Raw genomic sequence first — 20695 nt, 5'->3', positions numbered from 1 at the left:
CATGGCGAAGAGTGACGCAGTGAAAGACCCCGCCACTAAAGGCAAACTCAAGTTGATCCTGCTGCTGGTACTGGCCCTGCTCCTGGCGGTCGGCCTGTCGGTGGGCGCCACTTGGTTCTTCATGCACAAGAGCGCGTCGGCGCCAGCGCCTGACGCTGCGCAGAGCAACGTCAAGCCGGCGGCGATCTACGAACCCCTGGCGCCGGCCTTCGTGGTCAACTTCAACCAGAACGGCCGCCAGCGCTACATGCAGGTGAGCATCACCATGCAGGGGCGCAACCAGGCCGACCTGGAGGCGCTGAAAGTGCACATGCCGGTGATCCGCAACAACCTGGTGATGATGTTCTCCGGCCAGGGCTTCGACACCCTCGCCAGCAGCCCGGTCGGGCAGGAGATGCTGCGTCAGAAGGCCACCGCGGTAGTGCAGGAAGTGGCGCAGAAGGAAGTCGGCAGGCCGGTCGTCGACCAGCTGCTGTTCACCAATTTCGTATTGCAGTAGGAGCACATAGATGGCCGTGCAGGACCTGCTGTCCCAGGATGAGATCGACGCCCTGTTGCATGGGGTGGACGATGGGCTGGTACAAACCGAGAGCGCTGGCGAGCCCGGCAGCATCAAGAGCTACGACCTGACCAGTCAGGACCGAATCGTGCGGGGTCGCATGCCGACCCTGGAAATGATCAACGAGCGTTTCGCCCGTTATACCCGCATCAGCATGTTCAACCTGCTGCGTCGCTCCGCCGACGTGGCAGTGGGCGGCGTGCAGGTGATGAAGTTCGGCGAGTACGTGCACTCGCTGTACGTGCCCACCAGCCTCAACCTGGTCAAGATCAAGCCGTTGCGCGGCACCGCGCTGTTCATCCTCGACGCCAAGCTGGTGTTCAAGCTGGTGGACAACTTCTTCGGTGGCGACGGCCGTCACGCCAAGATCGAGGGTCGTGAGTTCACGCCGACCGAGCTGCGCGTGGTGCGCATGGTCCTGGACCAGTGCTTCGTCGACCTCAAGGAAGCCTGGCAGGCGATCATGCCGGTCACCTTCGAGTACATCAACTCCGAGGTCAACCCGGCCATGGCCAACATCGTCGGCCCCAGCGAGGCGGTGGTGGTCTCGACCTTCCACATCGAGCTCGACGGCGGTGGCGGCGATCTGCACGTGACCATGCCGTACTCGATGATCGAGCCGGTGCGCGAAATGCTCGACGCCGGTTTCCAGTCCGATCTGGACGACCAGGACGAACGCTGGGTCAAGGCCCTGCGCGAAGACGTGCTGGACGTCAATGTGCCGGTGTCGGCCACGGTCGCCCGCCGCCAGTTGAAGCTGCGCGACATCCTCCACATGCAGCCGGGTGACGTGATTCCGGTGGAGCTGCCGGAGCACCTGGTGCTGCGCGCCAACGGCGTGCCGTCGTTCAAGGCGCGGCTGGGCTCGCACAAGGGCACCCTGTCGCTGCAGATCATCGACCCGATCGAGCGCCGCTGACGGCGTGCCGATCGCTCCAACGTATTGAATGCCTGTCGAGGAAATCATGGCTAACGAAAACGAGATCAACTCTCCCGAGGAACAGGCCTTGGCCGACGAATGGGCTGCTGCCCTGGAAGAGACGGGTGATGCCGGGCAGGCCGACATCGATGCCTTGCTCGGTGGCGATGCCGGCCACCTTGGTGGCGATCGCCTGCCGATGGAGGAATTCGCCAGTTCGCCCAAGCCCAACGAGCACGTCAGCCTCGAAGGCCCGAACCTGGATGTGATCCTGGACATTCCGGTGAGCATCTCCATGGAGGTGGGCAGCACCGAGATCAGCATCCGCAACCTGCTGCAGCTCAACCAGGGTTCGGTGATCGAACTGGACCGCCTGGCGGGCGAGCCGCTGGACGTGCTGGTCAACGGCACCCTCATCGCCCATGGCGAAGTGGTCGTGGTCAACGAGAAGTTCGGCATCCGCCTGACCGACGTGATCAGCCCCAGCGAACGTATCAAGAAGCTGCGCTGAGTGAAGCGCATGGTGCGGGGCCTGATTGCCCTCGGTGCATTGCTGGTCAGTGAAGTGGTGATCGCCGCGGCCGAGCCCAACGCCTCGGCTGCCGCGCCGTTGCCCGGCGGTTTGGGCGCGCAGTTGGCGCAGATGGTCTTCGGTCTGCTGCTGGTGGTGGGGCTTATCTTCTTCCTGGCCTGGTTGCTGCGCCGCATGCAGGGCAATGCTCAGCGTGGCGCGCAGGTGATCGAGATCGTCGGCAGCCGGGCCATCGGCCCGCGCGACCGGTTGCTGCTGGTGCAGGTGGGCAAGGAGCAGATCCTGATCGGTCACAGTCCCGGCAGCATCGAGGCCTTGCATGTGCTGGCCGAGCCCGTGGAGGTGCCCGCTACGGCGCGCCAGGCCGCGCCGGAATTCGCCCAACGGCTGCTCGAGCTGATGGGCAAGGATCAGAAGGACAAGACGTGATGAGCGGCGCGCTGCGCTTTTTGTTGACCCTGGCGCTGCTGTTGGCAGCACCACTGGCCCTGGCCGCCGACCCGCTGTCGATCCCGGCCATCACCCTGTCCAGTGGGGCGGACGGGCAGCAGGAATATTCGGTCAGCCTGCAGATCCTGCTGATCATGACGGCGCTGAGTTTCATCCCGGCGTTCGTCATCCTGATGACCAGCTTCACCCGCATCATCATCGTCTTCTCCATCTTGCGTCAGGCCCTGGGCCTGCAGCAGACGCCATCGAACCAGGTGCTCACCGGCATGGCGCTGTTCCTGACCATGTTCATCATGGCGCCGGTGTTCGACCGGGTGAACAAGGACGCCCTGCAGCCCTACCTGGCCGAGCAGGTGACCGCCCAGCAGGCCATCGACAAGGCCCAGGGGCCGTTGAAGGACTTCATGCTGGCGCAGACCCGACAGAGCGACCTCGACCTGTTCATGCGCCTGTCCAAGCGCACCGACATTGCCGGGCCCGACCAGGTGCCGCTGACGATTCTGGTGCCGGCGTTCGTTACCTCCGAGCTCAAGACCGCGTTCCAGATCGGTTTCATGATCTTCATCCCGTTCCTGATCATCGACATGGTGGTCGCCAGCGTGCTGATGGCCATGGGTATGATGATGCTGTCGCCGCTGATCATTTCGTTGCCGTTCAAGATCATGCTGTTCGTGCTGGTCGATGGCTGGGCGCTGATCATGGGCACCCTGGCCGGCAGTTTCGGTGGCGTCTGACGCCGCCAAGGAGAGCCTTGCATGACACCTGAAGTCGCTGTCGACCTGTTCCGTGATGCGTTGTGGCTGACTACCTTGATGGTCGCCGTGCTGGTGGTGCCGAGCCTGCTGATCGGCCTGGTGGTGGCGATGTTCCAGGCCGCCACGCAGATCAACGAACAGACCCTGAGCTTCCTGCCGCGCCTTTTGGTGATGCTGATCACGCTGATCGTCGCCGGGCCCTGGTTGGTGCAGAAGTTCATGGAGTACTTCATCGGCCTGTACACCAGCATCCCGCAGCTGATCGGTTGAGGCCGCTATGCTGGAGCTGACCGATACGCAGATCGGCACCTGGGTCGCCACCTTCATCCTGCCGTTGTTCAGGGTGATGGCGGTGCTGATGACCATGCCGATCTTCGGCACCAAGATGCTGCCGGCGCGGGTGCGCCTGTATGCTGCCGTGGCGATCACCGTGGTCATCGTGCCGGGGTTGCCGCCACTGCCCGAGATCGATCCGTTGAGCGTGCGCGGCGTGCTGCTGTGCGCCGAGCAGGTCATCGTCGGTGCGTTGTTCGGCTTTTCCCTGCAGTTGCTGTTCCAGGCCTTCGTCATCGCCGGGCAGATTGTCGCCGTGCAGATGGGCATGGCCTTCGCCTCCATGGTCGATCCGGCCAACGGCGTCAACGTCGCGGTGATCAGCCAGTTCATGACCATGCTGGTGAGCGTGCTGTTCCTGCTGATGAACGGCCATCTGGTGGTGTTCGAGGTGCTGACCGAGAGTTTCACCACGCTGCCGGTGGGCAGTGCCCTGGTGGTCAACCATTTCTGGGAGATCGCCGGGCGCCTGAGCTGGGTGCTGGGGGCTGCGTTGCTGTTGATCCTGCCGGCGATCGCCGCGCTGCTGGTGGTCAACATCGCCTTCGGCGTGATGACCCGCGCCGCCCCGCAGTTGAACATCTTCTCCATCGGTTTCCCGCTGACCCTGGTGTTGGGCATGGGGATTTTCTGGGTCGGCCTGGCCGATATCCTTCCACACTACCAGGCACTGGCCAGCGAAGCGCTGCAGTGGCTGCGTGAGCTGGCACGGGCGCGCTGAGCATGGCAGAGAGCGAAAGCGGTCAGGACAAGACAGAAGAACCCACCGAGAAGCGCAAACGCGACTCGCGGGAAAAAGGTGAGGTCGCCCGCTCCAAGGAGCTGAACACGGTCGCGGTGACGCTGGCGGGCGCTGGTGGCTTGCTGGCGTTCGGCGGTTATCTGGCGGAGACGCTGATGACCCTGATGCGCATGAACTTCAGCCTGACGCGCGAAGTGATCGTCGACGAGCGCAGCATGGGCGCGTTCCTGCTGGCCTCGGGCAAGATGGCGATCTGGTCGGTGCAACCGATCCTGATTCTGCTGTTCGTGATTTCCTTCGTTGCGCCTATTGCCCTGGGCGGCTTCCTGTTCTCCGGGAGCCTGCTGCAGCCGAAGTTCAGCCGGATGAACCCATTGTCGGGGATCAAGCGCATGTTCTCGATGAACGCGCTGACCGAGCTGCTCAAGGCCATGGCGAAGTTCATCATGATCCTGCTGGTGGCGCTGCTGGTGCTGGCCAGTGACCGCGAGGCGCTGCTGGCCATCGCCAACGAGCCGCTGGAGCAGGCGATCATCCATGCGGTGCAGGTGGTGGGCTGGAGCGCCTTGTGGATGGCGGCGGGGTTGCTGCTGATTGCCGGGCTGGATGTGCCATACCAGCTGTTCCAGACGAACAAGAAGATGAAGATGACCAAGCAGGAGGTCAAGGACGAGTACAAGGACAGCGAAGGCAAGCCTGAGGTCAAGCAGCGTATCAGGCAGTTGCAGCGGGAGATGTCGCAGCGACGGATGATGGCGGCGGTGCCTGACGCGGATGTGATCATCACCAACCCGACCCATTACGCGGTGGCCCTGCAGTACAACCCGGACAAGGGTGGGACGGCGCCGTTGCTGGTTGCCAAGGGGACTGATTTCATTGCCTTGAAGATTCGTGAGATCGGGGTCGAGCATAACGTGCAGATACTCGAGTCGCCGGCCCTGGCGCGTGCGATCTACTACTCCACCGAGATGGAGCAGGAGATTCCGGCGGGGTTGTACCTGGCGGTGGCGCAGGTGTTGGCCTATGTGTTCCAGATTCGGCAGTATCGGGCCGGGAGGGGGAAGGCGCCGGAGCCGTTGAAGAAGGATTTGCCTATTCCTGAGGACCTGCGGCGGGACAGTTAAGTTTGTTTGGTTGTTTTGAAAGTTGTATGCGCATTTATTTGCGATGTTGACGCTTAGTCGCCATCGCGAATAAATGCGCATATAGTTTTCAAAACACATGCTCTAAAGGTCAAAGTCAAAGTCGGTCGGCGCTGGTTTTAATGGTTGTAAGTGCATTCGTTTGCGATGTCGACGCATAGTCACCTTTCCGCCCTTACGGCGGGTCCCTTTTTGAAGGATCAAAAAGGAACCAAAAAATCCTCGCTCCATTCATCCGGCCCTCCGCTTCGCTCCGGGTCCCCTCACTCCGGCCTTGCTCCCGGGAGGACCGCGCTGCAGGGCCCATCCTGGGCCCCAGCGCTTGACGGGCATCCATGCCCGTCACCTCCCTCCGCAAGTCCTGCGTTCGGCCTCCTGAAGTCGCGAAGTTACGGGCGGCGCCTGAACTGGCGCAGCTATCGCTAGTTGAGACTTAATTAATCTCTCGATCGCATCGCGGGGAAAGCCCGCTCCTACACGACAATTGCCGTTATATAGATCTCTGTAGGAGCGGGCTTGCCCCGCGAAAGGGTCGGAACAACCAATACATAATTAACTGCCAAATAAATAACTTCCCATTTCTTGCTCTTGCTCTTGCTCTTGCTCTTGCTTCTAAGCGCGCGATAGCCCAGGCGCCGCCAATTGCGACTTCAGGAGGCCGAGCGGAGTTCTTGCGTAGTGGGGCGACGGCCATGGATGGCCGTCGAGCGCTGCGGCCCAGGATGGGCCGTACAGCGCGGTACCCACGGGAGCAAGAACGGAGCGAGGGAACCCCGGAGCGAAGCGCAGGGGCCGGATGAATGGAGCCAGCGGCTTTTGCCTACTTTTGCCCAAGACAAAAGTAGGTCGCCGTAATGGCGAAAAGGTGACTATGCGTCACCATAGCCAATGAATGCGCATACAAAATCCAAAACAATCATCCCCGAACCCGAACCCGAACCCGAACCCGAACCCGAACCCGAACCCGAACCCGAACCCGAACCCGAACCCACCACCTATACTCCAACTCCCAAAAACAACAGCAAGGAGCCCCCCATGCCCCAGGAAAACCAAGGCACCTGCCTATGCCAAGCCACCAAACTGACCGTCAAGGTCGATAACAACCACGTCAGCGCCTGCCACTGCAGCATGTGCCGCAAATGGACCGGCGGCCCACTGCTGGCCGTCCATTGCGCCGAACCCCCGCAGTTCGAAGGCTCAACCCCGAGCGTCTATGATTCCTCCCCCTGGGCCCAGCGCGGCTTCTGCGGCCAGTGCGGCACGCACCTGTTCTACCGCCTGAAAGAGAGCAACCTCTATGTCGTACCAGTCGGCCTGCTCGACGGTAAGGCAAACTGGACCTTCACCGAGCAGATCTTCATCGACGAAAAGCCCGCCTGGTACTGCTTCAAGAACGAAACCAAGGACCTCACCGGCCAACAGATCTTCGAACAGTTCGCCCCGTCCTGAGCCGACCCGCCTTGCCAAACCCACGCATTCCTGAGAAAAGGGCGCCCACCAAAACCGTCTCGAGGAACCTGCCATGAGCAGTGAGTTGCAAGTCATCGATCTACAGGAAGGCGACGGCAAGGCCGTGGTCAAGGGCGCGCTGATCACCACCCAGTACCGCGGCACCCTGGCCGATGGCAGCGAGTTCGATTCGTCCTGGTCGCGCGGCAAGCCGTTCCAGTGCGTGATCGGCACCGGCCGGGTGATCAAGGGCTGGGATCAAGGCTTGATGGGCATGCGCGTGGGCGGCAAGCGCAAGCTGCTGGTCCCGGCGCACCTGGGCTATGGCGAGCGCCCGGTCGGTTCGATTCCACCGAATTCGGACCTCACCTTCGAGATCGAGCTGCTGGAAGTGCTGACCCGGGAAGACTGAGATGCGGCCTTCGGTATGGTCAATGCGCTTCTACCCGTTGAACAAATGGCAGAAAATCGAGGTCATCCAGCCCATCAATGTGCGCCATGCAAAGAAACCGGATCATGAAAACCTGGCGCCGCGATGCTAATTGTTTGATTTGGGAAATTTCCCACTTGAACATCAGACGTCAATTGGTGCCTTGAGAGGCATGCCCGGAGCTATCGTCCCAAGCTCATTTGGATCGTTGTCCAGAGCCTTACGGAGGAGATGCTCCGCATGCCACAGAGTGAGAGCCCCCAATGTACGAGGATCCTGTTCAGATCGCCCTGTCGCTGTTCATAGGCTTTGCCATTGATCGCTGGTTGAGGTCACCCCGGCTGCGTACCTGGCTTGGCGTGAGTCTTCTCACTATGGGGGGGCTTGGTATGCTGTTCTTGCACCGTGAAACGCTCACTGGTGTTGATGTGGTGCTGTGGAAGTCTTTCGCTATCGTGCTGGGTGTATGCCTGATTGTATTCAGAGACCGCTACAAGGATGCGATGTGACGTTGCTCTCCCAACGCTTTGACTCAAGCCTTTGGGGCTCACCGGTCCTGCGATAGACCGAAACTGTGCTGACCCGCGACGATTGAGCCACGAGCAATAATTCAGCAACACACATGCGTTAACGTGGCCTTTGTCGATGGAACGGCCTGTGCGCCCAGGGAGGAACCAAACGGGTCGAGGGCACTCTGAGCCTCACTCGCTGCCACGGATGGCATTCACAACAGGGACGGCCCGCAGCCAAGGCTGCGGGACCATGTGGCGGGGCAACCCAGTACCCTGGCCACAAGAGTCCGCCCCAGATGAAGCTGCCCACCTTCCTTCGCCGTCGTCGTCACCTGTTGTTGAGCCTGACGCTCGCCGCTGCGGCCGTGCCATTGGCCTTGGCCGTGCTCGAGAGCCGTGCGCAACCCGTGGATGGCACCCAGACGCTGGTCTTCCTGCGCCATGCCGAGAAGCCCGGCGAGGGATTGGGACAGCTGAACTGCCAGGGGCTCAATCGCGCCCTGGATCTCGCCACCTTGTTGCCCGAGCGCTTCGGCAAGGCTGATTACGTATTCGCCGCCAACCCTTCGCGGGGTGTCGAGGAAGGTAGCCAGGATGAGCGCTACAGCTATATCCGCCCGTTGATGACCATCAGCCCCAGCGCCATTCGCCTCGGCTTGCCGGTGAACATCGACTATGGCGCAAACGACACCGACGATCTGGCTGACGAATTGCTCAGTAGCAAGTATCGCAATGCCACGGTCTACACCGCCTGGTCCCGCGGTTACCTCCCGGAATTGATCAACACCGTGGCCGGCAAGGCCCTGGGGGAGGAGCGGGTGCTCACCGAAGACTGGCATCGCGACGACTTCGATACCTTGTACGTGCTCACGCTGACCTGGCGCGAGGGCAAGGCTACCCTGCTCAGCCGTAGCGTGCGTCAGGGGCTCGATCACGGTGAGCCTGGCTGTCCGACCTGACCTGCTGTTACTGTCTGGCCATAAGGCCTGGACGGGAATGGACGCATGAACCAGCGGGTGACAGTGATCGGCGGCGGGGTGGTCGGCCTGGCGACGGCTTATGCGCTGGTGCGCGACGGTTGGCAGGTCGACCTGGTCGAAGCCCGTGACAGCCTGGCCAGCGCCACCAGCTTCGCCAACGGTGGACAGCTTTCGTATCGTTATGTGGCGCCTCTGGCCGATGCCGGAGTACCGTGGCAGGCGCTTGGCTGGTTGTTGCAGGGGGACTCGCCATTGCGCCTTCGGTTGCGTCTGGACCCTGCGCAGTGGCGTTGGCTGGCGGCTTTCGTCATGGCGTGCCGCACCTCCGTCAATCGCCGTAATGCTGCTCAGTTGCTGAGCCTGGCGCTCGAAAGCCAGGCGGCGTTACAGCGCTGGCGCGAGCAGGACGGCCTTGATGATTTCGCCTGGCGGCGCAACGGCAAGCTGGTTGCATTTCGTACCCAGCGTGCATTCGACCGTGGGCGCCAACACCTGCTTGATCCCCACAGCCAGCGAACACTGGATGCCGCCGAACTGCGCGAGCTCGACCCGGCGCTTTGCGAGGCACCGTTCGTTGGCGGCGTGTTCACCCCGGACGAAGAGGTCGCCGATTGCCACCGTTTCTGCCTGCGCCTGGCCGAGCGCCTGGAGGCATCCGGGCAATGCCGGTTGCTGTTGGGGCGGCCGGTGACACGGCTGATTGCGCACGATGATCAGGTGCTGGCCCTTGAGATGGGCAATGAACAGCTGGACGTGCAGCGCCTGGTGCTCAGCGCCGGGCACCGTAGCGCCGGCCTGGCTTTGCCGGGCTTGAATTTGCCGGTCTATCCCTTGAAAGGCTATAGCCTGACCGCGCCGGTCGGCGCCGCGCATCGGGCACCCGAGGTAAGTATCACCGACTACGAATGCAAGATCGTCTATGCCCGGCTGGAGGATCAGCTGCGTGTGGCGGCTATGGTGGACATCGTCGGTTACGACGAGTCGGTGGATGCCGGCAGGCTCGCGAGCATGCGGAGGCTGGCCCGGGAAACCTTGCCCGATGCCGCCGACTACGGGCAGGCAGTGGAATGGGCGGGTATGCGGCCGGCGACGCCGACCGGGGTGCCGATCATTGGTGCCACACGGTATCGCAACCTGTGGCTGAACCTGGGGCATGGTGCACTGGGGTTCACCTTGGCGTGTGGCAGTGGCGAGCGGCTGGCGAGGCTGTTGCGCTGACCTTGTTGGCCTCATCGCGGGGCAAGTCGGGTCGCCGCATCGCCGCTCCCACGGGTTGCTTTTGACGCCAGGGGAGTGGGCTTGCCCTGCGACGGGCGCTACTGGTCAATCAGCGACCGAAACGCATCGGCCAGCCCACCACCTTCTTCGCCCGCGGCGTGGCGTAGGTGCGCACCTTGGAGGTGCTCAACCCCAGCCTCACCAGCGATTCGGCAATGGTCACCGCAGCGCTCACGCCGTCCACCACCGGCACCCCGGTGCGCTGGCGGATCTGCTCGTCAAGCCCGGCCATGCCGCCGCAACCCAGGCAGATCACTTCGGCCTTGTCCTCGCGCACAGCCCGTTCGGCCTGCTCGACGATGGCTTCCACCGCACGCCGTGGGTCGCTTTCCAGCTCCAGCACCGCCAGTCCGCTGGCGCGCACCGAGGCGCAGCGCTCGTACAGCCCGGACAGTTTCAGGCGGTCCTCGATCAACGGCACGGTGCGGTCCAGGGTGGTCACCACCGAGTAGGCGTGACCCAGGTACATGGCGGTGCTGGCGGCGGCATCGGTGATGTCCACCACCGACACGTCCAGCAGTTCCTGTAGGCCTTCGCGGCCATGCTCGCCATAGCCGGCCTGGATCACGGCATCGAAGGGCTGGTCGTAGGCCAGCACCCGGTCCATCACCGCGATGGCGGCCAGGTAGCTCTCGAAGTTGCCCTCCACCGACTCGGCGCCGAACCACGGGGTCAGGCCGACGATCTCGGTACCGGGCGCGGCCACGCTGCGCGCTTGCTCGGCAATGGCTTCGGTGATGGCTTCGGTGGTGTTGACGTTGGCGATCAGAATACGCATGACGGATCTCCCTGAAATTCAGTGGCTGCTGTGGTCGACGGCGATGCATTCGCCGCTGACATCGAGGTATTGGCGGTGGCGTGGCGCAATCAGCAGGTAGACGGCGGCGGCGATACCGGCACCGATCAGCCAGGAGAACGGCGCGATACCGTGGAAGTTGGGTACCAGGGCCAGGATGATCGCCAGCAGCGCGGCCGGGATAAACGCGGCCACGGCGCGCAGGTTGATGCCGCGGGTGTAGTGGTAGGCGCCGGCGGGATTCTCGCTGTACAGCTCGGGCACGTTGATACGGCCCTTACGCAGCAGCCAGTAGTCGGCCATGATCACCCCGTACAGCGGGCCGAGCAGGGCGCCCAGGCCGGAGAGGAAGTACACGATCACCAGCGGGCTGTTGTACAGGTTCCACGGCAGGATCAGCACCGCCAGGGTGGCGCTGATCAGCCCGGCGCGGCGGAAGTTCAGGTGGCGCGGCGCCAGGTTGCTGAGCACGAAGGCCGGGGCGACGAAGTTGGCCATGATGTTCACCGCCACGGTGACGATCAGGAACGCCAGGCAGCCCAGCACCAGGAACGCGGTGTTGGGGATGCTGGCGACGATTTGCGTCGGGCTGTCGATGACCTGGCCGTTGATCTGGAACTGCGCGCCGCACAGCACCACGGTGATCGCCGCGAACACCAGGATGTTCACCGGCAGGCCCCAGAAGTTGCCGACGCGGATGGTTTTACGGCACGGCGAGGAGCGGGCGAAGTCGCAGAAGTTGAGCACCAGGGTGCCGTAGATCGCCAGCCACAGCGCGCCGCCGGCGAAGATGTTGCGCCACATCTCGTAGCCGCTCAGGGGCTCGGCGACCGACCAGGCGATGCGCGCATCGGCCTTGAAGTACATGAACACCGCCAGGCTCGCCACGGTCAGCAGGATCACCGGGCCGGCGAAGGCCTCGTAGCGGCGCACCATCTCCATGCCGTAGGCGAGGATCACCAACTGCACCAGCCAGATCGCCACGAAGCACACCCAGCCCAGGCTCGACAGGCCGAGGATGCTGTCGTGGTCATAGGCGGCCACCTGTGGCCACACGGCGGTCAACAGCACCCGCAGCACCACCGAGGCCAGGTAGGTCTGGATGCCGAACCAGGCGATGGCGATCACCGCGCGGATCAGCGCCGGGATCTGCGCGCCATGGATGCCGAAGGCGATGCGGCTGATCACCGGGAACGGCACGCCGGTCTTCTGCCCCATGTAACCGGACAGGTTCATGAAGAAGTACACCAGCGCCGCGCCGATCGCCAGCGACAGCAGGATCTGCCAGCCACCCAGGCCGAGGGCGAACAGCCCCATGGCGAAGGAGTAGTTGGCGATGTTGTGCACGTCGTTGGTCCACAGCGCGAAGATGCTGTAGCCGCCCCAGCGGCGGCCTGCCAGTTTGGTCGGGGCGAGGTCGCGGTTGTGCAGGCGAGGGCTCAGCTCGAGATCGGCCGGGTGGCCTTCGAGGGTCGTGGTCGAGGGATGGGGGCTGGCAACGGAAAGTTCAGGGGCAAGGGGGAGGCTGCTACTCATTCCGGTGGCTCCTGATGCGTGTGACTGCGATGAGCGGGCGCTGGCGCACGGGCTCGCCATCTCGTCGGTGCAGGCGTTGGCATCACTGGGTTCTGGGCGCAACGGTCGCCGACGGGGCGACGCTGCGGGTTTTTGTGTATTTATGTTTCGTAAAACTTGTATACAAAACACAAGCACACAAAAGCCAGTTCCATGCCAGCAGGAGCAGGAGTGTTAGGTAACCGTTATTTCGAACCTATCTATTTAAATGGTAAGTAGATGAAAATATTGAGCTATAAATTGACCGAATGAACAGGTTTAAATTTTATAGTGTTGATTTAGTTGATCATTTGGTCAATTTTCTTGATGAGGGATGTGTAACCTATTGGGGCGTTACCCCGATAAAGTGCACACAAAAATGGCACTAAACGTGACATTTATGTGTACAACTATTCATCTGGTTTTCTTCTCTGTCCTGCAGCTGCCGATTCGTCGGATCGAATAGTCTGCGCGCCTGCGCACCCAGGAAATCTGGTCGATGCCAGCCTCGCGCAAATGCTGTCTCAGCATGGAAAGCGCCTCTTTGACAGCTCCCCCCGGGAAACAGAAATCGATGACCCAGGCGCGTCCACCCTCATTCCATTCACTCGGGTGCAGCAGGAAGTTCGGGTCCTGGAGCAGACGTTGCTCGGTGTCGGGCGCCAGGTGCGCCCAGATGAGAAAGCCCCTCGGCGCACAGGTCGAGTCGAAGAGCATGATGATCTGTGCGTGCTCGATAGCGGGTGCGAGCCAGTAGTACAACGTGCGTATCTGGAAGCCTGAAGAGCGTCGGCAGCCGGCCATGACCATGGCGGCATGCCCCAGCATCGTTGCCTTGTCATTGAGCTTGGCGTCTCGACAGCTGGTCTGCAGAGTGTAATGTTTGTTCATTTGTTTACCTCACGAGGCCAGGGTAGAAGTTCAATGCCTGCCTGATTTCTTCATGGCCTTCGGCCTTTGCCGACAACGCCTCCAGCGTCAGCGGGGTTGTATCGCGCTCCGACAGGGTGAACCGGCCGGTTTGCGGGTTGAAGTAGATGGCTAGCGTGGCACTTGACCAGAACGGCAGGGCATCCGGCTGTTCGTGGCCGAGATTGAAGCGACCAGCCAGCAGCGCGTGGTCTTGCAGTGCATGCAAGGCCGCTCTTCGGTCGCCGACCGGTTCTGTATCGATAGCCTCGATAAGGCTTTGCAGCTCATGCAGCACACGGTGGCTCCGGTTCAGCCGGGTGGCATTGATCAGCAGGGTGAGCTGGAGGTTATGGCGGTCTATGTTGTACTCGCCAGCCGCCTGCGCAATCCTGGTAAACAGCAGGTCGTAGCTTGAGCACAATGGGTCGGTCAGCGTGGCATCGCTCCCCAGCCAAGCCAGATCGCCATCTTTGCCGTTGCGCGACAGCAGCGCGTGAAAGAGTCGTCCAGTCCAGCGTTGATAACCGTCCCAGCCCGTAGTCTCGGCGATGGCGGTAACAGTGAAATCGTCAAGCGCCAGAAAGCGCTGCAGTGCAGTGGCAAAGGCGTTGAATTCCGGGGCGTTCTCCAGGCGGCGCAACAACCAGAGTGGGAATCCGGCCTGGGCGACCTGATACAGATTCAGGTAATGGCTGTAGCGTTGGTTGAAGTGCTCAAGGGTTTTTTGCCAGAGGTGTAGCGACACCTCGTTGTCCACGACTGCGTACTTGCCCAGGTAGTAGCACAGGCTCTGCAGGCTCTGCAGGGCAGGCAGGTATTCGCTGTTGAAGCGGTCGATGCTGGAGCGGTCGCCATTGATGAAGTGAGTGAACAGGCAAATGCCGCTCAGGTCCAGCCAGCCACCTGTAAGGGAAACGTTGGATGCACTGACATTGTAATGGATGATGTGCTTGGCGCGCGCGGCCGCGAACTGCTCGGCGTAGCGCCCGGCCAACTCGACCAGGCCATTTTCCAGGCGTTGTTCGAGTGAGGGCATAAGAGCGGTCGAGGCCTGTACTCCGGGGAGGAAGTCGACAAGGCGTTGAATGACCTGTTTAACCCGCAGGGCATCTTCGCCCAGGCAATTCAGCCGCTGTTGTCTGAAATAGATTGACCTGATGAAATGCGCAGGGCGCACAACCGGCTGGCGAACCAGAAGACCGCGTTTCAACGTCCCGCGCCAGGTCTCATAGGTCAGGCCGGTGTCGAGGATGGCAACGGTCCGTGTGGCCCCGAAAGGCAGCACCGACGCGATGATTTCTGCCCAGACCGACTCATAGAGTGCGGTGGTCAACGACAAGTTGCCATCACCGTGGCCCGCATCTACATCGTGGCCAACCAGCGGATTGGCCCCGAGCCCCTTTAGTTGCCAAACACCATCAAAACCGCAGCGTGCACCACCGCCGTTGCTGAGAATGCCGTCGCCGCCGTAACGTTCAGCCATGAAGGTCTTGCGTGTTGCATTGGCGCGCCGGGGCACGGTATCGGTCCGGATAATGTAGCTGTAAGAGGCCAGCAAGTCAGTCGAGTTCTGCCGTTCACACAGCGCCTCGTTAAGATAAATAACTTCGCAACCCTCGATATATTCCGTTTCAAAAGGGACGAATACTTCGTGCAACTCGTTGAGTTGCGCCACTTCATTGTCTGGGGCGATCATCTGGACGGAACAAGTTCTGGCAATTAGTCGAGGCGTGTCAAGGCCGGGGAGGCCCGTTACGGCGCGCGGCTCTGCAAGGCGGGCATGTTGACGTTTATACCCTGCTGGCATATCAAAGTGCCACCCTACAGGTGTAGGATGGCCTGCGCTTCAAGAATGTGAATAATTACGTATTGCCTGCGGCTTTGTGTTGAAGCGAGGGCGGGGGTTCGTTTGATGTGCTGAACAGTATGGCCAATTCAATGCGGCTGCCAACATTCAGCTTTTTGAATACCGAGGACAAATGGTCCCTGACGGTGTGTTGGCTGATACCCAGTTGTTGTCCGATTTCCTTGTTGGTCAACCCTCTCGATAAGCAATGAATAACGTCGTGTTCTCGTTCCGTGATGTTCAACGCATGTTTCCTTTGTGTTGCGGTTGCCGAATGTCAGGCGGCGGATGACAAAGTCAAGTGGCTCTGTGTGCTGTCCTGTTCATGGTGGGGGGGGACGAGCGACGGCGTCAAAAATTTAGTTGGGCCGCACATGATTTTTGCTTGTTGTCCTTTGAGGGCACCTTCGTAATCAAGTCGACCCGCTGAGGTCGGGCCCGGTGTGAAGCCACCCGGCCGGGTAAAGGATGACTGCGTGACAGGTAAGGCCCCCTTGTTTCGAAGCGAAGCGCTGGCTGCGCGACAGAGCACCTGGCTGGGTGACATCGTGCTGGTCAGGCCTGTTTCCTTCACCGTGATGACAGTCGTGGCGTTGTTGCTCGCGCTGATGGTCGTCAGTTTTTTCTTCTATGGCAGTTATACAAGGCGTAGCACCGTTCCTGGCCAGCTGGTGCCGTCGTCCGGACAGTTGAAAATTCATTCGTCGCAGTACGGTGTCGTGCTGGAACGTTACGTCGAGGAAGGGCAGCAGGTAGAGCAGGGCGGGCGGCTGTTCCTGATTTCCAGTGAGCGCTCGGTCGACTCGGGGCCTGTCCAGGCAGAGGTCAGCGATCAGCTTCAGGGCCAGCGTCGTTCCCTGGAGGAAGAGCTGCGTAAGCAGCAGCAACTGCAGGTTGAGGCGCGGCAGAGTCTGGATAGCAAGCTGCGAAGCCTCACTCAGGAACTGGACACGCTGGCGCAGCAGATCGCCAGCCAGCAGCGGCTCGTGCAACTGGCCGGCAATGCGGCCGAGCGCTATCAGGGGCTCATGGATAAGGGCTATATCTCCATGGACCAGCTTCAACAGCGCCAGGCCGAGCTTCTGGGGCAGCGCCAGAGTCTTCAGGGCCTGGTGCGCGAATCGACCGTGCTCAGGCAGCAGTTGGTCGAGCGACAGCATGAACGGGCAGGGCTGGAGGCGCTGCATGGTAATCAGTTGGCCAGCATTCGCCGATCGCTGTCGTCGGTGCAGCAGGCGCTGATCGAAAGCGAAGCCAAGCGCTCGCTGGTCATTACGGCGCCCCAGCCAGGCGTGGCCACCGCCATCCTGGTGGGGCCGGGGCAGGTGGTGGATAGTTCGCGCGCGCTGATGAGCCTGGTACCGGCGGATGCCAACCTGCAGGCAGAGCTATATGCCCCCAGCAAAGCCATTGGCTTTATCCAGGCGGGCGATGCGGTACTGCTTCGCTACCAGGCCTACCCCTATCAGAAATTTGGCCAGCACCATGGCCAGGTCATATCGGTGTCCAGGACCACGCTTTCCGCTGCCGAGCTTGCCAATGTGGTCGGGAGCGTGCCCGGCCTGGGAGGCAACGGTGAACAGATCTATCGCATTCGCGTGGCGATCGATAGGCAGTCGGTGCAGGCGTACGGGGAGTCCCGGGCATTGCAGGCCGGCATGCTGGTCGAGGCGGATGTGCTGCAGGAAACCCGGCGTCTTTACGAGTGGGTGCTCGAACCGCTCTACAGCCTGACGGGCAAACTCTAGGAATGGACGCATGAACTACATCGACGCCATCACCCCGAGCCTGGGGCGCCGTCTCCCGCTGATCCTGCAGACCGAGGCCACCGAGTGCGGACTGGCCTGCCTGGCCATGATCGCAGGCATGCACGGCCATCATACGACCCTGATGGAGCTGCGCCGGCAGTTCAGTGTTTCGCTCAAAGGCATCACCCTCAGGCAACTGATGCAGACTGCCGAGCGCCTCAACCTGGGCACCCGTGCGGTCAGGCTGGAGCTGAGCGATCTGAACAAGCTCAAGCTGCCCTGTGTGCTGCATTGGAACTTCAACCATTTCGTGGTGCTCAAGGCTGTCCATGGGCAGCACCTGACCCTGCATGATCCCGGTCAAGGGGTACGCCAGCTGAGCTTTGCCCAAGCCAGCGAATGCTTTACCGGTGTTGCCCTGGAGGTATGGCCCGAGCAGGGTTTCGCGCAGCAGGCCGCCAAGCCCCGGTTGGGCTTGACCAAGATGCTCGGCCGTGTGAGCGGGCTGTACCGTGGCTTGGCCCAGGTGCTGCTGTTGGCGCTGGTGCTGGAAGTGTTCTCGCTGGTCAGTCCGTTCCTGTTGCAATGGACCCTCGACAACGTGGTGGTCACCCAGGACCGGGATCTGCTGACCACGCTGATGATCGGCTTCGGCCTGTTGCTGTTGATGCAGCAGCTGGTCAGCGCCACGCGCGCCTGGGTCATGATGCACATGAGCACGTTGCTCAGCGTGCAGTGGCGGGCGAACCTCTTCACTCACCTGCTGCGTCTGCCGATCCAGTACTTCGAGAAGCGTCACCTGGGTGACGTGGTGTCCCGCTTCGGGGCTGTCGATCAGATTCAGCATACGCTGACCGCGGCGTTCTTCTCGGCGATACTCGACGGCCTGATGACTGTCGCCACCCTTGTGTTGATGTTTCTCTACAGCCCGTCGCTGGCGATGATCGCTGTACTGGCGATGGTGGCCTATATCCTGGTTCGCTGGGCGTGGTATGGCCCACTGCGCCGTGCCAGCGAGGAACAGATCGTTCATGCGGCACGCCAGCAGAGCCATTTCCTCGAAACGCTGCGAGGGGTACGCACGCTCAAATTGTTCCAGCGTCAAGGCGAGCGGCGCTCCACCTGGCTCGGGTTGTTGGTGGCCCAGATCAACGCCGGATTGCGCACGCAGAAACTGCAGTTGCTCTATACCCAGCTCAACGCGCTGATCTTCGGCCTGGAGAATCTTTGCACCATCGGTCTAGGTGCATCGCTGGTCATGGACAATCACTTCACGGTGGGCGTGCTGATGGCGTTCATGGCGTACAAGGGGCAGTTCGTCAGCCGTGTAGCTAGTCTGGTAGATCATCTGTTCGAACTGCACATGTTGCGTTTGCAGGGCGAGCGGCTGGCCGACATCGTCATGCACCCCCCCGAGGAACAGCGGGACGCCCCTCAGAGCGTGGACTGGCCCGCGCGCCAGATGACCATCGACATCCAGGGCTTGAGCTATCGCTACTCCGAGCACGAGCCGCTGGTGCTCGATGGCATTGACCTGCGCATTGCGCCCGGGGAGTCCGTTGCCATCACCGGTGCCTCTGGGTGCGGCAAGAGTACCTTGGTGAATGTGTTGCTGGGGATATTGCCGCCCACCAGCGGACAGATTCGCATGGGCGGACATGAACTGCGCCAACTGGACATGGCGTCCTGGCGCGGGCGGATTGGCACGGTGATGCAGGACGACTGCCTGTTCGCCGGCTCGCTCGCGGACAATATCACCTTCTTCGAATCGAGCCCCGACCTGGAGTGGGCCATGGAATGCGCGCGCATGGCGGCCATTCATGCCGAAATCATGGCCATGCCAATGGGCTACAACACCTTGGTGGGCGACATGGGCACGGTGCTGTCGGGAGGCCAGAAGCAACGCTTGCTGCTGGCCAGGGCACTGTACAAGCGGCCGGATATCCTCATTCTTGACGAGGCGACAAGCCATCTCGATGCGGCCAGTGAGCAGCGGGTCAATGCTGCGGTGCGGGCACTCGCCGTGACCCGAATTATCGTTGCCCACCGCGCCGAGACGATCGCTTCCGCAGATCGCGTAGTGCGTCTCGAGGCGGGGCGGATGGTGCTTGATCAGCGGGTGGCGAGCGTGTCGTCGTACCTGGACGAAGCTGTCACGCCATGAGTGCAGGTGTCTTCAATCGTTGCCTGCTGGTGCTTCTATGCACATGGGCGTCCTGTGCCGCTGCACTGGACGTGTTCTCGACCGCCGACGCCGTGGCGCCTGCGGCCATGCTTCAGGGCGCAGGCCTGGGTACGGCCTGCGTGGATGGGGCGCTACCAGAGGTGCTCAGCCTGGAGGTCATGGTCGAGCGGGTGTTGTGCCACGACCCCCAGGCCCGGCACGCCTGGGCGCAGGCCAAGGCTCAGGCGGCGCAGGTCGGGGTTGCGCAGTCGGCGTACCTGCCCAGGCTGGATGCCACAGCCACCTACAGCCGTGGGCGCAACGACAGCCATTACGAAGCGGTGGACGCCTCGGTCCAGGGACGCCAACGTCGGCTTGACCATCGTCTGAGCCTGAGCTGGGTGCTGTTCGATTCCGGCCGGCGTGAAGCCGACCTGCGCAATGCGCGGCAGTTGCTGGTGGCGGCCAATGCCAATCAGGATGAGCGCTTGCAGGAGGCCTTTGTGCAGGCAGCCAGCCTGTATTACGACACCTTGGCCGCTCAGGACAGGCAGCGGGCCGCCGAGCAGGTTGCTGCGCTGGCCGCTGAAAACCTCAAGGATGCCAGCGCCAAGTTCGACGCTGGCGCCGCCGCGCTGAGCGACCGCCTCCAGGCGCAGACCGCCTACTCGCAGGCCAGCCTGAACCTGGTTCGCGGCCAGGGCGCGGTGCGTGATGCCAAAGGCCAGATCGCCTTGCGCATGGGGCTGGCGCCGCAGACGCGGCTGATTCTGGCGCAAACGCTGACACGACGGCCGGATACCGCCTTCGTCAAAGGCCTGGATGCACTGCTCGAGCAGGCAGGCAACGACCACCCTGCGTTGATCGCCGCCAGGGCGAAACTGGAGGCGGCACAGGCAGCCGTTGCCGAGCGCGAGGCTGCCGGCCGCCCATCGCTGTCGTTGATTGCCTCGCTATCGGATGTCACGACCCATCAGACCATGGAATATAACGGCGATAGCCATATCCGTGACAACAGTGTGGGGGTTCAGCTCAGCATCCCGCTGTTCGAAGGGTTCGGGCGTACCTATCAGGTTCGGGGTGCCCGGGCCAGGGTGCAGGCCCAGGAAGCAGAACTGGCCGATGTTCGACAGCGTGTGGCGTTGGAGCTGTGGGCCAGTTACCAGGCGCTGGGTATCGAGACCCAAGCGCTGGACAGAACCGCCGAGTGGGTCGAGCAGGCAATGCTCGCCCTAAACGTGGTCCAGGGCCGTTATCGCTCTGGAGTGGGCAGCATGATCGAGCTGCTCAATGCTTCTTCCGCCTATGCAATGGCGGAGCAGGAGCATATTGCTGCATTGAATGGTTGGCACCGTGCGCGATTGCGTCTGGCGGCGAGCCTGGGGCGCCTGGGGTTCTGGGCGCTCTGAGTGCAGTTGCTTGCAGGTCTGGCGAGCGGTGTCTGCTTGCCACGGCCTTTATGCCTGAGCAATGTGAAGTTCACCGCGCTCAGGCGGCGTCCAGGTATGAATTTTTTAAGGATATGGAAATGCGAGAGTTGACATCGGAAGAGTTTGAAGCAGTAGCTGGTGCCGTAGGACCTTGGGGGGCTGCC

General features: G+C 61.9%; 21 protein-coding genes. 16 read left to right on the top strand and 5 right to left on the bottom strand.

The genetic code is table 11. From position 1 onward, the window contains the following. Position 1: 1 nt before the first annotated feature. From fliL to ACVWZ5_RS11075, 13 genes are all read left to right on the top strand, one after another. Positions 2 to 499: a flagellar basal body-associated protein FliL gene (gene fliL / locus ACVWZ5_RS11135; protein WP_028692799.1), complete on the top strand. Its 498-nt coding sequence runs from the start codon at positions 2 to 4 to the stop codon at positions 497 to 499. A 10-nt stretch (positions 500 to 509) separates the two neighbouring features. Next, positions 510 to 1478, top strand: a complete 969-nt coding sequence (gene fliM / locus ACVWZ5_RS11130; RefSeq protein ID WP_028692800.1) for a flagellar motor switch protein FliM — start codon at positions 510 to 512, stop codon at positions 1476 to 1478. Positions 1479 to 1524: 46 nt separating this feature from the next. Then, entirely contained in the window at positions 1525 to 1989 is a 465-nt protein-coding gene (fliN, locus tag ACVWZ5_RS11125; RefSeq protein WP_028692801.1) for a flagellar motor switch protein FliN, read from the top strand. A 9-nt stretch (positions 1990 to 1998) separates the two neighbouring features. Beyond that, entirely contained in the window at positions 1999 to 2439 is a 441-nt protein-coding gene (gene fliO, locus ACVWZ5_RS11120; protein WP_088852884.1) for a flagellar biosynthetic protein FliO, read from the top strand. Further along, positions 2439 to 3194: a flagellar type III secretion system pore protein FliP gene (gene fliP, locus ACVWZ5_RS11115; protein ID WP_062574742.1), complete on the top strand. Its 756-nt coding sequence runs from the start codon at positions 2439 to 2441 to the stop codon at positions 3192 to 3194. The genes fliO and fliP overlap by 1 nt, the downstream gene beginning before the upstream one ends. Positions 3195 to 3215: 21 nt before the next feature. After that, positions 3216 to 3485, top strand: a complete 270-nt coding sequence (fliQ, locus tag ACVWZ5_RS11110) for a flagellar biosynthesis protein FliQ (RefSeq protein WP_023630488.1) — start codon at positions 3216 to 3218, stop codon at positions 3483 to 3485. 7 nt (positions 3486 to 3492) lie between these two features. After that, positions 3493 to 4269, top strand: coding sequence for a flagellar biosynthetic protein FliR (fliR, locus tag ACVWZ5_RS11105; protein ID WP_028692804.1), 777 nt, complete (start codon positions 3493 to 3495; stop codon positions 4267 to 4269). 2 nt (positions 4270 to 4271) lie between these two features. Then, on the top strand, positions 4272 to 5414 hold the full coding sequence (flhB, locus tag ACVWZ5_RS11100; protein ID WP_028692805.1) for a flagellar biosynthesis protein FlhB: 1143 nt from the start codon (positions 4272 to 4274) through the stop codon (positions 5412 to 5414). Positions 5415 to 6467: 1053 nt separating this feature from the next. Further along, positions 6468 to 6881, top strand: a complete 414-nt coding sequence (locus tag ACVWZ5_RS11095) for a GFA family protein (protein WP_028692806.1) — start codon at positions 6468 to 6470, stop codon at positions 6879 to 6881. Between the two features lie 73 nt (positions 6882 to 6954). Then, positions 6955 to 7293 (top strand): FKBP-type peptidyl-prolyl cis-trans isomerase, encoded by a 339-nt coding sequence (locus tag ACVWZ5_RS11090; protein ID WP_062574741.1) that lies wholly within the window; start codon positions 6955 to 6957, stop codon positions 7291 to 7293. Between the two features lie 281 nt (positions 7294 to 7574). Further along, positions 7575 to 7820, top strand: a complete 246-nt coding sequence (locus ACVWZ5_RS11085) for a hypothetical protein (RefSeq protein ID WP_457340610.1) — start codon at positions 7575 to 7577, stop codon at positions 7818 to 7820. A 299-nt stretch (positions 7821 to 8119) separates the two neighbouring features. Beyond that, the gene (locus ACVWZ5_RS11080; protein ID WP_084942247.1) at positions 8120 to 8782 is read left to right on the top strand and encodes a histidine phosphatase family protein; all 663 of its coding nucleotides are present in this window, start codon (positions 8120 to 8122) and stop codon (positions 8780 to 8782) included. Positions 8783 to 8827: 45 nt separating this feature from the next. Then, the gene (locus ACVWZ5_RS11075; protein WP_457340609.1) at positions 8828 to 10021 is read left to right on the top strand and encodes a D-amino acid dehydrogenase; all 1194 of its coding nucleotides are present in this window, start codon (positions 8828 to 8830) and stop codon (positions 10019 to 10021) included. Positions 10022 to 10130: 109 nt separating this feature from the next. On the opposite strand, the gene ACVWZ5_RS11070 is transcribed toward ACVWZ5_RS11075, so the two are convergent. The 5 genes from ACVWZ5_RS11070 to ACVWZ5_RS11050 all read right to left on the bottom strand — a co-directional run bounded on the left by ACVWZ5_RS11070 (position 10131) and on the right by ACVWZ5_RS11050 (position 15433). Continuing rightward, positions 10131 to 10859 carry an aspartate/glutamate racemase family protein gene (locus ACVWZ5_RS11070; protein ID WP_457340608.1) on the bottom strand — a complete coding sequence of 243 codons (729 nt, stop codon included), beginning with the start codon at positions 10857 to 10859 and terminating at the stop codon, positions 10131 to 10133. 18 nt (positions 10860 to 10877) lie between these two features. Continuing rightward, positions 10878 to 12413: an NCS1 family nucleobase:cation symporter-1 gene (locus ACVWZ5_RS11065; protein ID WP_062574736.1), complete on the bottom strand. Its 1536-nt coding sequence runs from the start codon at positions 12411 to 12413 to the stop codon at positions 10878 to 10880. A 432-nt stretch (positions 12414 to 12845) separates the two neighbouring features. Continuing rightward, a complete protein-coding gene (locus ACVWZ5_RS11060; protein WP_062574735.1) occupies positions 12846 to 13322 on the bottom strand; it encodes a toxin-activating lysine-acyltransferase in 477 nt (158 codons plus the stop codon). 4 nt (positions 13323 to 13326) lie between these two features. Then, positions 13327 to 15039 carry a hypothetical protein gene (locus tag ACVWZ5_RS11055; protein WP_457340607.1) on the bottom strand — a complete coding sequence of 571 codons (1713 nt, stop codon included), beginning with the start codon at positions 15037 to 15039 and terminating at the stop codon, positions 13327 to 13329. A gap of 166 nt (positions 15040 to 15205) precedes the next feature. Continuing rightward, positions 15206 to 15433 (bottom strand): response regulator transcription factor, encoded by a 228-nt coding sequence (locus ACVWZ5_RS11050; protein WP_081100324.1) that lies wholly within the window; start codon positions 15431 to 15433, stop codon positions 15206 to 15208. A gap of 250 nt (positions 15434 to 15683) precedes the next feature. Here ACVWZ5_RS11050 and ACVWZ5_RS11045 point away from each other — a divergent pair, with 250 nt between their 5' ends. Genes ACVWZ5_RS11045 through ACVWZ5_RS11035 form a run of 3 tightly spaced genes read left to right on the top strand, consistent with a single transcriptional unit; the run spans position 15684 to position 20510 of the window. Continuing rightward, positions 15684 to 16937 carry an HlyD family secretion protein gene (locus ACVWZ5_RS11045; RefSeq protein ID WP_062574733.1) on the top strand — a complete coding sequence of 418 codons (1254 nt, stop codon included), beginning with the start codon at positions 15684 to 15686 and terminating at the stop codon, positions 16935 to 16937. A 10-nt stretch (positions 16938 to 16947) separates the two neighbouring features. Beyond that, positions 16948 to 19101: a peptidase domain-containing ABC transporter gene (locus ACVWZ5_RS11040; protein ID WP_062574732.1), complete on the top strand. Its 2154-nt coding sequence runs from the start codon at positions 16948 to 16950 to the stop codon at positions 19099 to 19101. Continuing rightward, entirely contained in the window at positions 19098 to 20510 is a 1413-nt protein-coding gene (locus ACVWZ5_RS11035; protein WP_062574731.1) for a TolC family protein, read from the top strand. Before ACVWZ5_RS11040 ends, ACVWZ5_RS11035 begins: the two co-directional genes overlap by 4 nt. Positions 20511 to 20695: the final 185 nt, after the last annotated feature.

This window comes from Pseudomonas sp. TE6283 (assembly GCF_054060555.1).
Note: the sequence above shows the minus strand (reverse complement) of the source record. Positions and strands in the feature narration are given on the sequence as shown.

What these genes read in the sequence shown, in the direction of transcription:
- fliL (WP_028692799.1), top strand. Translation starts at nt 2, where the DNA reads ATGGCGAAGAGTGACGCAGTGAAAGACCCCGCCACTAAAGGCAAACTC.
- fliM (WP_028692800.1), top strand. Translation starts at nt 510, where the DNA reads ATGGCCGTGCAGGACCTGCTGTCCCAGGATGAGATCGACGCCCTGTTG.
- fliN (WP_028692801.1), top strand. Translation starts at nt 1,525, where the DNA reads ATGGCTAACGAAAACGAGATCAACTCTCCCGAGGAACAGGCCTTGGCC.
- fliO (WP_088852884.1), top strand. Translation starts at nt 1,999, where the DNA reads ATGGTGCGGGGCCTGATTGCCCTCGGTGCATTGCTGGTCAGTGAAGTG.
- fliP (WP_062574742.1), top strand. Translation starts at nt 2,439, where the DNA reads ATGAGCGGCGCGCTGCGCTTTTTGTTGACCCTGGCGCTGCTGTTGGCA.
- fliQ (WP_023630488.1), top strand. Translation starts at nt 3,216, where the DNA reads ATGACACCTGAAGTCGCTGTCGACCTGTTCCGTGATGCGTTGTGGCTG.
- fliR (WP_028692804.1), top strand. Translation starts at nt 3,493, where the DNA reads ATGCTGGAGCTGACCGATACGCAGATCGGCACCTGGGTCGCCACCTTC.
- flhB (WP_028692805.1), top strand. Translation starts at nt 4,272, where the DNA reads ATGGCAGAGAGCGAAAGCGGTCAGGACAAGACAGAAGAACCCACCGAG.
- ACVWZ5_RS11095 (WP_028692806.1), top strand. Translation starts at nt 6,468, where the DNA reads ATGCCCCAGGAAAACCAAGGCACCTGCCTATGCCAAGCCACCAAACTG.
- ACVWZ5_RS11090 (WP_062574741.1), top strand. Translation starts at nt 6,955, where the DNA reads ATGAGCAGTGAGTTGCAAGTCATCGATCTACAGGAAGGCGACGGCAAG.
- ACVWZ5_RS11085 (WP_457340610.1), top strand. Translation starts at nt 7,575, where the DNA reads ATGTACGAGGATCCTGTTCAGATCGCCCTGTCGCTGTTCATAGGCTTT.
- ACVWZ5_RS11080 (WP_084942247.1), top strand. Translation starts at nt 8,120, where the DNA reads ATGAAGCTGCCCACCTTCCTTCGCCGTCGTCGTCACCTGTTGTTGAGC.
- ACVWZ5_RS11075 (WP_457340609.1), top strand. Translation starts at nt 8,828, where the DNA reads ATGAACCAGCGGGTGACAGTGATCGGCGGCGGGGTGGTCGGCCTGGCG.
- ACVWZ5_RS11070 (WP_457340608.1), bottom strand. Translation starts at nt 10,859, where the DNA reads ATGCGTATTCTGATCGCCAACGTCAACACCACCGAAGCCATCACCGAA.
- ACVWZ5_RS11065 (WP_062574736.1), bottom strand. Translation starts at nt 12,413, where the DNA reads ATGAGTAGCAGCCTCCCCCTTGCCCCTGAACTTTCCGTTGCCAGCCCC.
- ACVWZ5_RS11060 (WP_062574735.1), bottom strand. Translation starts at nt 13,322, where the DNA reads ATGAACAAACATTACACTCTGCAGACCAGCTGTCGAGACGCCAAGCTC.
- ACVWZ5_RS11055 (WP_457340607.1), bottom strand. Translation starts at nt 15,039, where the DNA reads ATGATCGCCCCAGACAATGAAGTGGCGCAACTCAACGAGTTGCACGAA.
- ACVWZ5_RS11040 (WP_062574732.1), top strand. Translation starts at nt 16,948, where the DNA reads ATGAACTACATCGACGCCATCACCCCGAGCCTGGGGCGCCGTCTCCCG.
- ACVWZ5_RS11035 (WP_062574731.1), top strand. Translation starts at nt 19,098, where the DNA reads ATGAGTGCAGGTGTCTTCAATCGTTGCCTGCTGGTGCTTCTATGCACA.